Origin of the sequence: Streptomyces sp. PA03-3a (assembly GCF_033792735.1) — a bacterium.
Classification (GTDB): domain Bacteria; phylum Actinomycetota; class Actinomycetes; order Streptomycetales; family Streptomycetaceae; genus Actinacidiphila.
Genome location: NZ_JARAVM010000018.1, coordinates 86,660 through 99,589, shown reverse-complemented (window position 1 = coordinate 99,589; position 12,930 = coordinate 86,660). Strand labels below are relative to the sequence as shown.

The following is a 12,930-nucleotide window of genomic DNA, read 5'->3' as shown; positions in this document are numbered from 1 at the left end:
ACCACGATGGCCTTAGCCCTCATCGCCCCTTTCCTCACGTTCCTCGCGACGCCGGTGAGCGCTGCGGCCCCCACGGCGGCTGAGCCCGCTCCCGTCGCTGCACCGGAGCTGCTGCAGCCGTCCGCGCCTGCCGCCGAGGCCGCACCACCAGACGCCGGCTTCAAGGTGCTCGTGGTGCGCAGCACCCAGGACGCGGTGTCGTCGGCCGGCCTGGCCGCGATCCGGGATGCGGCCAGACCCGGTCATTTCACGGTCGTGGCGCCCGGGCCCGCTGACGTGGGCGACCATTTCACGGAGAAGAAGCTGAAGCAGTACCGCGCGGTCGTGTTCTTGGACACGGGTCTCGCGAGCCCGCTCACGGACGCGCAACGCGCGAACTTCGAGCACTACTTCCGCGACGGCGGCGGCTTCGTCGGCGTCGGCTCGGCGGTCGAGACCGACGAGTCCTGGTCGTTCCTGACCGACATCCTGGGGACGCGTGCGTCCGGCAGGACCGACGTGCAATCGGGTGACGTGAAGGTCGCCGACCGCGTCCACGACGCGACCAAGGATCTGCCGCAGATCTGGTCGCGGACCGACAAGTGGTACAACTTCACGAAGAACGTGCGCGGTGTGTCACACGTCCTCGACACCGTCGTCGAAGACCCGTTCGGGCCGCAGCCGCAGGGCGCCGACCTGGACGGGATCGCCGGGGGCACGATGGGCGCCGATCACCCGGTCTCGTGGTGCAAGGACTTCCAGGGCGGCCGCTCGTTCTACACCGGCCTGGGCAACACGGCCGCGAGCTTCGACGCCGGCCTCACCAAGCACCTCAAGGGCGCGATCGGCTGGGCCGCGGGCCAGGCCGACCCGGACTACAGCGATTGCGGCGCCACCGTGCTGGCCAACTACCAGCAGACGAAGATCGGCTCGCCGCCGAACCTGCAGGAGCCGATCGGCTTCGACCAGCTGCCGGACGGCCGCGTTCTGCAGACGGACCGCCTCGGCTCGCTGCGCATGCACGACTCGACCACGGGCGTCACCACGGTCGTCGCCAACTTCGCCGATCCGAGCCTGCCGATGACGCAGCAGATCTACTCCGCGGGCGAGGACGGGCTCTATGGCCCGGCGGTCGACGCCGACTTCGCGACCAACAAGTGGGTCTACCTCTACTACTCGCCGAAGGAGGTCACCGACGTCAAGCTGAGCGACGGATCGGTCGTCACCCAGACCACGCCGAACACCACCCCGCCGAACGTGGCGGCGTCCAAGACCGCGTGGGATCCGTACGTAGGCTATTTCCAGCTCAGCCGCTTCAAGTTCGTCGACGCCACCGACAGCACGCCGGCGCACCTCGACATGGGCTCCGAGCAGCAGATCATGCGCGTGCCGGTCAACCGCCAGGAGTGCTGCCACGTCGGAGGCGACATCGACTTCGACAAGCACGGCAACCTCTGGATGGTCACCGGCGATGACACGCCCGCGGGCGGCATCAACGCCGGCGGCTACGGGCCGTACAACTCGCAGAAGACCGACGAGCAGCAGACCGTGCGCGTCACCAACGCGACGGGCGGCACGTTCACGCTGACCTTCGAGGGCCAGACGACGGAGCCGATCGCGTGGAACGCGGATCGCAATGCGATCGACGCGGCGCTCGAGGCGCTCTCGAACATCGCGGCGGACGAGATCCAGACCAGCGGCGGCCCGGTCAACACGTCGAACGTCAACGTGTTCTTCCGCCGCGGCAAGCAGCAGTCCGATCAGCCGCAGATCACCGCCGACGGCGCCGGCCTGACCGGCACCGCCACGCCGGCGATCGCCACCGACACGGCGCAGGCGGGCGGCTGGTATCAGCGGCTCACCGGTGACTCGCGCCGCACCGCACTGAACACCAACGACCTGCGCGGCAAGGTGCTGCGGATCAAGGTCAAGGACGGCAACATCTCCGACGCCGACGCCAACAAGGTCGACTTCGGCTCCGGCACGGGCGCCTACTCGATCCCGTCGGGCAACCTGTTCCCGCTGGTCGCGGGCGCGCCGCAGGACAAGACGCGGCCGGAGGTCTACGCGATGGGGTTCCGCAACCCGTTCCGGATCCAGGTCGACGAGAACGACGTGGCCTACATCGGCGACTACTCGCCCGACGCCCAGACACCGCAGCGCTCGCACGGCCCGGCGGGCACCGGCCGCTACGAGATCGTGCGCAAGCCGTCCAACTACGGCTGGCCGACGTGCTACAAGCGCGACCTCGCGCACTACGAGTGGAACTTCCACGAGTTCGCGCCCGGCACCACCACCGCGGGCACGCCGCTGAACAACCCGCCTCAGAAGTTCGACTGCGACGGGCCGACGCAGCGCAACGACTCGCTGTGGAACATCGAGGGCGGTCCGACGGTCGAGCCGGGCCTGAGGGACGTCCCGCCGGTCACCGACCCGGACATCTGGTATTCCTACCGCGACAACAACCCGACCGCGCCGCTCGGCACCCCGTGCGAGGCCTACTACGCGCCGACCTCGGGCCCGATCGCGCCCGGCTCGACGACGGAATGCCCGCGGCTGTTCCCCGAGCTCTACACCGGCGGCGTCGGTCCGCACGGGGTCACGAAGTACCACTACGACCCGAAGAACCCGAACCCTCACAAGTTCCCGCCGTACTACGACGACTCGGTGATCATCAGCGAGTGGACGCAGGACACGCTGCGCGAGGTCAAGCTCGACAAGCAGACCAACCACGTCCAGAAGATCAACAACTTCCTGGATTGCGGCAGCCGTGCGAACGCCGGGGCAGGCGCGTTCCGGTTCGAGTGCGACAACCCGATGGACCTGCAGTTCGGTTCTGACGGCGCGTTCTACCTGCTGACCTACGGCAACGGGTTCAACGTCATCAGCCCCGACGCGGGCATGTACAAGTGGGAGTACGTCAAGGGCAAGCGCGCGCCGAAGGCCGTGCTCACCACGGACCGCACCGACGGCTCAACGCCGCTGACCGTGAACTTCTCCAGCGCCGGCTCGCTGGATGAGGATCCCGGCGACTCGATCCGCTACGAGTGGAACTTCGGCGACGGCTCGGCGATCGAGACCGACCCGAACCCGGCACACACCTACACGCAGTCCGGCCGCTACACGGCCGTGCTGACCGTGCTCGACTCGTCCGGAAGGCAAACCTCGACCAGCACCGTGATCACCGTGGGCAACACGAGCCCGACGGTGGTCGTCAATACGCCGGTGGAGGGCGGGACGTTCGCGTTCGGCGACGACATCCCGTTCTCGGTCACGGTCACGGACCCCGAGGACGCGACGGTGAATTGCTCCGAGGTGCAGGTGACGTTCGTGCTCGGCCACGACGCGCACGGCCACGCCGAGGAGTCCGTCAACGGCTGCTCGGGCGTGCTCCACACGGACGCCGACGACGTCTCACACGGCGGCAACGTCTCCGGCGTGGTCCAGGCGCGCTACACCGACCACGGCGGTCCGGGCGGCGTCCCACAGCTGACCACGACCGGCCAGCACCAGATCCGCCAGAAGCACCAGGAGGTGGAGTTCGTCGTCAACCAGTCCGGCACCAACACGGCGACCAACACCGACGGCGGCGCCGGCGTGCACCGCGGCAGCCTGGGCTCGGGCGACTGGCTCCAGCTCAACGGCCCCTTCAACCTGACCAACATCGATTCGATCACGTTCCGCGCGGCGGACGCGGCGAACGGCCGCACGCCCGGGTCGCCGCTGGCGGCAATCGAGGTCCGTCAGGACTCGATCACCGGGCCGATCCTGACCACGGCCAACCTCGTGTCCACCGGCGGGACGGGAACCTGGACGAGCCAGACGTTCCCGATCTCGATGTCCGGGACGCATGAGCTGTTCCTGGTGTTCCGCTCGGTCACGGGTGGCGCCACGGGCGGCAACCTGTTCAACCTCAACTGGGCCGAGTTCGTCGGCGCGGGCATCGGCACCTAGCGAACCCGCCCGTGCCGACGAACCCGAGTTCGTCGGCACGGGCATCCGCACCCAGCGAACCCGCCGGTACAGCGGCAAGAGAGAAGACACTCATGCGGAGAAGATTTCGCACATCGGCAGTGGCCGCCTTCCTGACGGCGGCCGCAACACTCATCCCCGCGACACCGTCGTGGGCACAGGAAACGACACCGCCGACGATCAACGTGGCGACGCTGTCGCCCTCTGCGCCGACCGGCCAGAACAACTGGTACACCGGCCCGGTGACGCTGAACGTGTCGGCGACCGACGACGTCGGCATCGCCAAGTTCCAGTACTCGCTCAACGGCGGCGCCGCCTACATCGACGTGCCCGTCGAGGGGGCGCCGACGTCGGCCACGGCGTCGGCGGTGATCACGCAGGAGGGCAACACCAGCGTCCGGTACCGCGCGGTCGACACGGCCGGAAACGTCGCGGCGTTCCGCTCGATCTCGGTCCGGATCGACACGCGGGCGCCGGCTGCATCGTACCCGGCGATCACCGACGGTCAGGTCGGACACGTCGCCACGCTTATCCCGACGCGCACGGACCCCGCCCCCGGCTCGGGCGGAGTGGCTGTGCTGAACATGTACCTCGACGGCAAGCTGGTCCCGCCGTTGCCGGTGCAGACCTCCGACCTGTCGCTCGGCGTGCACACGCTCGCGGTGCATCTCTCTGACGCTGCTTCCAGCAGCGCGAAGTACACGCAGACGTTCATCGTGACGACCTCGTTCGCGGACGTCGGCACGCTGATCACCCGGTTCGTGACCGCCGGCAGCGTCCCGGCGGAGGTCGGCGAGGCGCTCCAAGCCAAGGTCGACCAGGCCAAGGCGCTCGCCGACGCCGGTTCGGCCAAGCGCGCGAGCCAGGTCCTGAACGGGTTCGTCTCGATCGCCGGCCGGATCCCGCCCGGCTCGGCCCGCAGCACACTCGTGGGCGATGCTCGTTACCTGATCGACCAGCTCGAAGGCCGGCTCGCGCCGGAGCCCGCGACGGGCCTTGAGTCTGAGCCCGCGGAGGGCCCGAAGTTCATCCCGGACCCGGTGCTCGCCCCGCTCCCGCACAACCCGGACGCCGACTACAACGTCCTGATCTTTTCCAAGACGACGGGCTTCCGGCACGACCACATCCCGCACACCGTGGCCGCGATCCAGAAGCTCGGCATCGCGCACAACTTCAACGTCGACGTCTACGACCCGCAACTCCCGACGGTCACGCTGCCCACGAGCCCGTTCCTGAGCCTCGACACGCTCAAGCAGTACGACACGATCGTCTTCGAGTCCAACGTCGGGCACCCGGGCCCGCTCAATGCGACCACCGAGCAGCCGAACTTCGAGGCCTACATGAAGCAGGGCGGCGGCTATGTCGGCATCCACGGCGCCGCCGACTCGTTCGAGATCGGCACCTGGCCGTGGTACGGCGACCTCGCCGGTGGGTTCTTCACCAACCATCCGAACGGCCAGAACGGGTTCGGCCAGTGCGGCAGCTGCATCCACACCGAGGTGGTGACCGAGGACAAGACGCACCCGGCGACCGCGCATCTCCCTGCCCGGTGGATGACGGTCGACGAGCTCTACAACTTCGACCGCAACATGCGGGCCGACGTGCACACGCTGCTGAGCCTCAACGAGGACAGCTACCAGCGCAGCCTCAACAGCGGCAACGCGGCCACCAACCCGCTGCGGCTGATGAACGGCGACCACCCGATCGCGTGGTGCCAGAACTGGGGCGGTGGCAAGGCGTTCTCGAACATCCTCGGCCACTTCCGGACGCAGTACTACGACGACGCGTTCATGCAGATCATCCTCGGCGGGATCGAGACGACCGCCGACCGCACGGACGCCAACTGCTCCTCCTACCGGGAGACCAGCCTGCTGATCGAGGCTGACCGAGCGGCCGGGCTGCTGACCGCGGACGCCGCGGACGCCGTCGGTGCCGCTTTGGACATCGCGCGGGACAGCTACCTGGCAACCAACTACACCACCGCCATCCCGGCGCTGAACTCGATCGTCGACCTGGCGAACGACGAGGCCTCCGGCGACGCTGCGGCGCGTTCCGAGCTCGCGCGGCAGGCGCGCGAGCTGCGGGAGTGGATGCAGAACCTCAACCGCTGACCCGTTCACGCGGCGGGGCGGCGAACCGCCGCCCCGCCGCGCTGACGCTGGAGCGCGCACCACTATCGCGGATTTATGCACGACCTTCTCGTGATCACCGACGCAACATTGGCAGGTGCCGCACGTGACCCATCCTCCCAAGGGAGCGGTGATGCGGTCGGGTCGACGCCCTGCAGGCGGCATTCGAACACTAGGTCCAGGGCGACGGCGGTTGCGCCGGCAGGGGCGATCACCGAGGCCGATCGCGAGGTCGTGATGAGCCGGCCGAATGAAATGAAAGAACGCGTTCCGCGACGCGGAGAACGGATGCGTCTGCGATCGGAGGGGAGGAGGACGACGGTGACCCTTGGACGAATTGCCGGGCTGTCGCGGGCGCCGCCCCCCGCAGACCGGCTCCACGAGTACGCCGCGCCGTACTGGGTCTTCAGCCAGCCGAGAAGTCCTTCGGTCCTTGTGTGGCCCGGTGGCGAACCGAGCAGGACGCCGAGCATGATCAGGGGAGCTTCAGGTGGTCGAAGCAGGGCGCTGGCGGGCGGTTCCGCGGTGGGTGAAGGATGGCTGGCATCCGTCACCTTTCCTATACGATCCAAGCGGGGCATCACCACCCCGCAGCATGCGACCGATGGCAAAAGGTTCCCGAAGACGCTAGAAGTGACCTCACGCCTATGGCGCCTTCGGGCTCCGCGACGCTGCTTTTCACGATCTCGTCGCCCTGAGCGCGGAGAACCAGCTCATCCGCGAAGCGCTCGCTCGCCTGCACACGCACGTGCGCCTGTTCCGGCTTCTCCACGACACCCAGGTCACTCACTTGGCGATGGCCGAGCACGAAGACGTTGTGGCCGCGACCGCCGCGCGTGACCCCGACGCCGCCGCCTACGCCATGCGTCGGCACACCCTGCTGCCCGGCGAGCGGTTCCGGCGCTTGTTCGACGAGGCCAAGGGTGCCGGCGGAATGGTGTAAAGGCTTGACGGGCGGGCTGGGCCGAGGAATGCTAGCCAATCAGATCGGATCGGATCCGCCTCATCCCCCTCAGATGCGAGGAGAAGCAGGTGCCCAGAGCGCTGCTCCTGACCGGCGACGCCGCCGAGGAGCTCGACACCATGTATCCCTACTATCGCGTTCAGGAGGGCGGCTGGGACGTCGACGTCTCGTCACGGACGATGCGTGACGTTCAGCTGGTCATCCACGAGTTCGACCCCAACTCCGACGCCTACGTGGAGAAGAACGGCCGAAAGCTCCCGGTCGACGTGCCCTGGGCCGAGGTCGACGTCGAGCGCTATGACGCCCTCATCATCCCTGGGGGACGCGCCCCCGAGTGGATCCGGGTCGACGCCGACGTCAGGCGCATCACCGAGCACTTCTTCGCGCGCAACCTCCCGATCGCGCTGGTGTGCCACGGCGCGCAGGTGCCGGCTGTGTACGGACTGCTCAAGGGCCGGAAGACAGCGTGCTTCCCCCCCATCACCGGTGACATGGAGAACGCGGGCGCAACGGTCATCGACGCTCCCGACGTCGTGGACGGCAACCTCGTCTCCTGCCGCGGATGGCCCGACATGCCGCAATTCGGCAGGGCGATGATGGAGCTCTTCTCGAAGTCCATCAACTCCGCATCGGCATGAGCACACCTGGCCTGCCCCGGTGACGGCACTTCGGACCATCACAGTCGACGGCTCCCCCGTCCACGTCATGGAGAGCGGCACCGGGCCCGCGGTGCTGATGCTGCATGGCTCCGGACCCGGTACGACCGGATCCGGCGCCTGGGCAACGACGGCACAGGCGCTGGGCACGTCCTGGCACCTGGTGGCTCCTGACCAGGCGGGGTTCGGTCGTACACCAATCCCGGCGGGCTCCAGGGGTGGGCTCCGGCTGTGGACGGAGCAGGCGGCTGGCCTGATGGATGCTCTCGGTGTCGAGCACTACGCCGTGGTGGGCCACTCCATGGGCGGTGCCGTGGCGCTGGCGTTGGCGGCCGCGCGTCCCCAGCAGGTCACCCGTGTCGTGGCGGTCTCGACGATGGGCGCCCCCGGGGCGCCGCTGTCCGCCGAGCTCGACGCGGTCTGGGCCGCCCCCGCCGGCCCGCTCGGGGCACGAGACATGTTGAGTCGCCTCGTCCTCGACCAAGCGCTCGTGACCGAGTCGGCCGTCGCTGCCCGTGCAGCTGCGATGCGAGCGGGAGCGGCCGCATTCGCGCCGTTGTTCCCACCACCTAGGGCACGTTGGGCCGACGAGCTCACCCTCTCGGCGCAAACTCTGGCAGCGGTCCGCGCGCCCGTGCTGCTCGTCCACGGCGCCGAGGACCGAGTCACCCCGCTCGGGACGGCAGCCCTGCCCCTGCTCGAACACCTGGCCGATGTCCGTCTGCACGTGCTCGGCCGATGCGGGCACGTGCCGGCGCTCGAGCACCCGCACGACTTCAGGCGACTCCTGTCGTGCTTCCTCGGCCGGGAACGAGGTTACTAGTCATGCAGGTCCGGTGATGCTGCGTAGCCACAGCCACAGCATCGTGCCGCACAAGTGGAGTCCGGCCAGGTAGCTCTCGGGAGTCTTGTCGAGATCACCGACCACCTCGGATACGACAAACACGACCCGATCGGCGCCGGCAGCGGGAACTCCCGCAACGGGATCCGGTCCAAGACGGTGCTGACCGACGTCGGCCCGGTCGAGATCGCGGTGCCGCGGGACCGCGACGGCAGCTTCGAGCCACAGATCGTCAAGGAACGCCAGCGGCGTCTGACCGGCGTGGACGAGATGGTGCTGTCGCTGTCCGCGCGGGGACTGACGCACGGCGACATCTCCGCCCACCTGGCCGAGGTCTGCGGCGCGAGCGTGTCCGAGCAGACCATCTCGACCATCACCGACAGCGATAGTGATTTGAGCTGCACTGATCTTCGTGGAGTCCCTGAAGTCTGGGTTTGTTACGATCCAGGCGTAAAGGAGAACTACCAGCAGTGCCAGCATCCCGTAGGACGCAGGGCTGATCCACCACAGCGACCGCGGGTCGCAATACGTGTCCATTCGCTACACAGAGCGATTGGCAGAAGTCGGCGCCTCCGCGTCGGTCGGGTCCGTCGCGGACAGCTACGACAACGCGATGGCAGAGGCCCTCAACGGAACATTCAAGGCTGAATTGATCGAGCATCAGGGACCGTGGCGGGACTTCGACCATGTCGAACGGGCCCTCGTCCAGTGGGTCGCGTGGTACAACAGCGAACGACTCCACTCCGCCCTGAGCTACGTCCCACCCGACGAGGACGAACAGGCGTACTGGGCGCAACCAGAGGAAACCCCGCAGACCGCTTGATCACACGATCGCGGACTCCACAAAATTCGGGGCAGCTCAGTCAGCGCGCGGCCAACGTCTCCCACGCCAAGATCCGGGCACGCGGCGACACGCCATGGCCACTCTCAAGACCGGCGGCTCCTCCGCAAGCTGCGGTGCAGCACAATGCTCATCACCGCCCTCGTACGGGCGGTGCTCACACTCCACCTCAACGCCTCAAACTGAGGTTGAAAAAGTTGACTGGCCTGCCGGGAGCGCAGAGTCAAGGAAGGTGGTTGCCGTTCGCCACTCGAAGGATCTTGCCTGTCGTGCCCCCGATCAGCCCCCGACCTCGGGTAGCTGCGCACGGGCGGAGGGGTGGGGGCTGGGCCCCGCCGAGGCAGTCATGTGACTGCCAGGACGATGGCCGTGTAGTGCGCGGTGAAGGCGGCGATGGTGAGGGCGTGGAAGACCTCGTGGAAGCCGAACCAGGCCGGTGAAGGGTCAGGGCGCTTGAGTCCGTATACGACGGCGCCCGCGGTGTAGAGCAAACCACCGGTGATGACGAGAACGACAACCGTGGCGCCGCCAGTGCGCGCGAAATCGGGCAGGTAGAAGACGGCCACCCAGCCCAGCGCGAGGTAGCACGGGGTGTACAGCCACCGCGGAGCCGCGATCCACAGCATGCGGAAGGCGATGCCGGCCAAGGCGCCTGCCCACACCGCGGCCAACAGGACCTGCTGCTGGGCTGTGGGCAGCAGCAGTACCGCCAGCGGGGTGTACGTGCCGGCGATGATCAGGAAGATATTCGCGTGGTCCAGCCGGCGCAAAACCGCGTCCCCGCGCGGACCCCAGGTTCCGCGGTGGTAGACAGCGCTGGTAGCGAACAGCAGGCAGGCCGACAGTGCGTACACCGAGCAGGCCGCCACTGCGGCGGTTGAGCGCGAAACGGCGATCAGGACGATGCCGCCGACCAGAGCGAGGGGGAACACGCCCGCGTGCAGCCAGCCGCGCATCCTCGGCTTCAGCGCAGCCGCCGCGCGCTCCACCCCGCCTTCGAGGCCGGCCGCTGCCTGCCCGGCAGTCAGCCGGCCAGTTGTGCCAACAGGCGCATCACTCGCGGGCGCACGCAGGGCGTTGGGGGTGGTGCCGGGGCGAGGCTGAGACTCTGGTCCGTGTGCCGGCGGCTGAGTATCTTCGGCGATCATGCCCTCATCTTCTGGAGTCGGCGGAAGAATGCGCGGCTCGGGCGCGTCGCCCCGGACTGCGGGTCAGGTGTCAGGCCGGGACGCGGCACGGCGGTATTCGGCGTTGATGCGCTGCGCTTCTGCGAGCTGGTCTTCGAGGATGACGATGCGGCAGGCGGCCTCGATGGGGGTGCCCTGGTCGACGAGTTCCCGGGCGCGGGCCGCGATGCGCAGCTGGTAGCGGGAGTAGCGGCGGTGGCCGCCCTCGGAGCGGAGCGGGGTGATCAGGCGGGCTTCGCCGATGGCGCGCAGGAAACCCTGCGTGGTGCCGAGCATCTCCGCGGCCCGGCCCATCGTGTAGGCGGGGTAGTCGTCGTCGTCAAGCCGGCTGAACGAGTCGTCTGCTGTCATTGCACCTCTCTGGGAAACCGCACTGAGGGGCCCTGGTGCCATATGGCACCAGGGCCCCGAAGGAACTTGCTACACCATCTGCCGGCCCTGGAAATACACCGGCCTTCTGTTTCCGCCCACCCGACCGGAATGCTGCCGGGGGCGCGGGGATCGCGGATGCGTGACCGGAGACCACCTCACTATCGATGTCCTGCGGTACCCGGGCTTCGTACTGCTCGCCCGGGCGATCCTGATGGCGCTCGGCTCCTCCGTTCTTCCCTCTGGACGGGACTGCGTACTGCTCTACTGCTGGTGATGCAACTGCTCGGTGGCCTGCGACAGCGCCACTCTCCGGCAGCCGGTCCGTCGCCTGTCCTGCTCTGGCTCGGAACCTCGCTGCCGAACTTCCCGGTGCGCGCGTCCGCAGCCCGACGCCTTCACCGAGGTACTGCCCACTGACTTGACTGCTGGCACTGCGAACTGCACTTACCGGTACTGCTCACGGCGGCCCCTGACCACTGCGGGCCACCCGGTCCGGTCGTCAGTCCGTCGCCGTCCTGCAACCGCTCTGGCTTCGGAACTCCACCACCGCACCGTCCTGCACACTGCAACCAGCTGTACTGCGGGTACTGCTGACCGGCAGTTCGTCTCTGCCAGGCCCTTCTGTCTCTCTGAGCTACGAGAGAAACAATAACCACACCACCGCCCAATGTCTACTCCGGCCACCATAGATTTTTGGGCGCTGGACGATGAGGTAATCGACCCCAACAGCGACGTGGACAGCGCGCAAGGCACCGGCCCCTGCGGCCCGGTCCACAACTCCTCCCCTGGCCACCGCACCCTGCCACCATCCAGGCGGTGCACGTACCCAAGCCGGCGGGACGGCCGCCGGGTGCTGCACTTCTTCCAAGGCTGTCCCGCGGCTCACCAGGGCAGATGTCAGGGCCGGGGATTGCCTGCGGCCGTAGACCAACCAGTGGGTGACATCCGGAGGAAACGATCAAAGGGGGCCGACCTGTCCATGGCGGACTTCCGCGTCACGCTGGCCGCGTTGTACGCGTCGGCCCGCTCACCGCGCACGCGGCCTGGCCACATGGGCTCACGGCCAGATCACCATGCCCGTGGACACCCTCCCCTTGTGCTTCGGGCGGCTCACCGGCCAGCAGGGGCAGGTCCGGCTTCGGGCGCAGCAGGGCGATGACGGTCTCGTTCACGGCCAGCGGGTGCGAGGCGCCGGCGCTGCCCGCGTCGCGGGCCGGACCGACCATCTCCGACAGCGGGCGCCGCAACTCGTGGGATGCGGCTTCCAGGCCCTTCATGGTCAGATTCCGCAAGGTCTCCCCGCTCTTGGGGGGTGCTGTTCCTCATGTCACACCCGGACCCGGGCGTGCAGCGTGTCCAGTTGCACAAGGACGCGATCGAGACCGCCCGCTCCGTCGGCGTCGGCACGGTGATCTACTCCAGCATGATGCTGGGCGGCGAGACGGGCCTGGACAGCCTGATCGGCATCCAGCAGGGCCACATCCACATCATGCGCCACCTGGCACAGAGCGGGATCGACCACATCATCGTCCGGCAGGGGATCTACGCAGAGGGATGGCCGCACTACGTGGGCTCCGCCGCCCGCGCCATCCGAGCGGGCGACCCCCGGCCGCTCGAATGGACGGTGCCGCAGGACCTTGAATGGACGGTGCCGCAGGACATCGCCATCGCCTGGACCGGCCTGGACGAGCTCGGCGAAGGCAACGCGACGATCCTCGCCCACTACCGGGACTACCTCGGGCAGACACTCCGCCTGACCGGGCCGAGGGCCACCAAGATCAGCAAGATCGCGAAAGAAGTGGAAGAACGGACCGGCCGCTCCGTCAAACTGCAGTTCGCCGGCTGGCACCCCTTCTGCCAGGGCCTGGCCAACGGTGAAGGCGAGATCGTCGATCCGCTGCTCGGGCAGTTGCTCGGACACCCCGCCAAGGGCATCGAGGAGATGCCCGACGAGCTCTTCGTGCAGCGCTAAGCAAGGGCTGCGCCGTT

Annotated in this window: 9 protein-coding genes and 4 pseudogenes; 10 read left to right on the top strand and 3 right to left on the bottom strand. The window is 68.2% G+C overall.

What is annotated here, in order from left to right; all coding sequences use genetic code 11:
• Nucleotides 1–6: 6 nt before the first annotated feature.
• From PV342_RS22270 to PV342_RS22235, 8 genes and pseudogenes are all read left to right on the top strand, one after another.
• Nucleotides 7–3,933: a ThuA domain-containing protein gene (locus PV342_RS22270; protein WP_500318493.1), complete on the top strand. Its 3,927-nt coding sequence runs from the start codon at nt 7–9 to the stop codon at nt 3,931–3,933.
• Between the two features lie 203 nt (nt 3,934–4,136).
• Nucleotides 4,137–6,062 carry a ThuA domain-containing protein gene (locus PV342_RS22265; protein ID WP_500318492.1) on the top strand — a complete coding sequence of 642 codons (1,926 nt, stop codon included), beginning with the start codon at nt 4,137–4,139 and terminating at the stop codon, nt 6,060–6,062.
• Nucleotides 6,063–6,744: 682 nt separating this feature from the next.
• Nucleotides 6,745–7,023: pseudogene (locus PV342_RS22260) on the top strand (FCD domain-containing protein); the annotation flags it as partial.
• A gap of 89 nt (nt 7,024–7,112) precedes the next feature.
• Entirely contained in the window at nt 7,113–7,682 is a 570-nt protein-coding gene (locus PV342_RS22255; RefSeq protein WP_089227892.1) for a DJ-1/PfpI family protein, read from the top strand.
• Nucleotides 7,683–7,749: 67 nt separating this feature from the next.
• Nucleotides 7,750–8,523, top strand: a complete 774-nt coding sequence (locus PV342_RS22250; RefSeq protein WP_400804833.1) for an alpha/beta fold hydrolase — start codon at nt 7,750–7,752, stop codon at nt 8,521–8,523.
• Between the two features lie 90 nt (nt 8,524–8,613).
• A pseudogene (locus tag PV342_RS22245) lies at nt 8,614–8,922 on the top strand (transposase); the annotation flags it as partial.
• A gap of 112 nt (nt 8,923–9,034) precedes the next feature.
• Nucleotides 9,035–9,364: pseudogene (locus tag PV342_RS22240) on the top strand (integrase core domain-containing protein); the annotation flags it as partial.
• A 41-nt stretch (nt 9,365–9,405) separates the two neighbouring features.
• Nucleotides 9,406–9,568: pseudogene (locus PV342_RS22235) on the top strand (IS5/IS1182 family transposase); the annotation flags it as partial.
• Nucleotides 9,569–9,726: 158 nt separating this feature from the next.
• Here PV342_RS22235 and trhA read toward each other — a convergent pair.
• Both trhA and PV342_RS22225 read right to left on the bottom strand, forming a co-directional pair.
• Complete coding sequence (trhA, locus tag PV342_RS22230; protein WP_400804830.1) at nt 9,727–10,530, bottom strand: PAQR family membrane homeostasis protein TrhA; 804 nt, start codon at nt 10,528–10,530, stop codon at nt 9,727–9,729.
• Nucleotides 10,531–10,593: 63 nt separating this feature from the next.
• Nucleotides 10,594–10,920, bottom strand: coding sequence for a MerR family transcriptional regulator (locus PV342_RS22225; protein WP_400804827.1), 327 nt, complete (start codon nt 10,918–10,920; stop codon nt 10,594–10,596).
• A 160-nt stretch (nt 10,921–11,080) separates the two neighbouring features.
• On the opposite strand from PV342_RS22225, the gene PV342_RS22220 reads away from it, so the two are divergent.
• Nucleotides 11,081–11,215 (top strand): hypothetical protein, encoded by a 135-nt coding sequence (locus PV342_RS22220; protein WP_500318491.1) that lies wholly within the window; start codon nt 11,081–11,083, stop codon nt 11,213–11,215.
• Nucleotides 11,216–11,936: 721 nt separating this feature from the next.
• On the opposite strand, the gene PV342_RS22215 is transcribed toward PV342_RS22220, so the two are convergent.
• A complete protein-coding gene (locus PV342_RS22215) occupies nt 11,937–12,218 on the bottom strand; it encodes a hypothetical protein (RefSeq protein WP_400804824.1) in 282 nt (93 codons plus the stop codon).
• Between the two features lie 47 nt (nt 12,219–12,265).
• On the opposite strand from PV342_RS22215, the gene PV342_RS22210 reads away from it, so the two are divergent.
• The gene (locus tag PV342_RS22210) at nt 12,266–12,913 is read left to right on the top strand and encodes a Rossmann-fold NAD(P)-binding domain-containing protein (protein ID WP_400804821.1); all 648 of its coding nucleotides are present in this window, start codon (nt 12,266–12,268) and stop codon (nt 12,911–12,913) included.
• Nucleotides 12,914–12,930: the final 17 nt, after the last annotated feature.

Coding starts and splice junctions, on each gene's coding strand:
- PV342_RS22270 (WP_500318493.1), top strand. CDS start 7: ATGGCCTTAGCCCTCATCGCCCCTTTCCTCACGTTCCTCGCGACGCCG.
- PV342_RS22250 (WP_400804833.1), top strand. CDS start 7,750: ATGGAGAGCGGCACCGGGCCCGCGGTGCTGATGCTGCATGGCTCCGGA.
- trhA (WP_400804830.1), bottom strand. CDS start 10,530: ATGATCGCCGAAGATACTCAGCCGCCGGCACACGGACCAGAGTCTCAG.
- PV342_RS22225 (WP_400804827.1), bottom strand. CDS start 10,920: ATGACAGCAGACGACTCGTTCAGCCGGCTTGACGACGACGACTACCCC.
- PV342_RS22215 (WP_400804824.1), bottom strand. CDS start 12,218: ATGAAGGGCCTGGAAGCCGCATCCCACGAGTTGCGGCGCCCGCTGTCG.
- PV342_RS22210 (WP_400804821.1), top strand. CDS start 12,266: ATGTCACACCCGGACCCGGGCGTGCAGCGTGTCCAGTTGCACAAGGAC.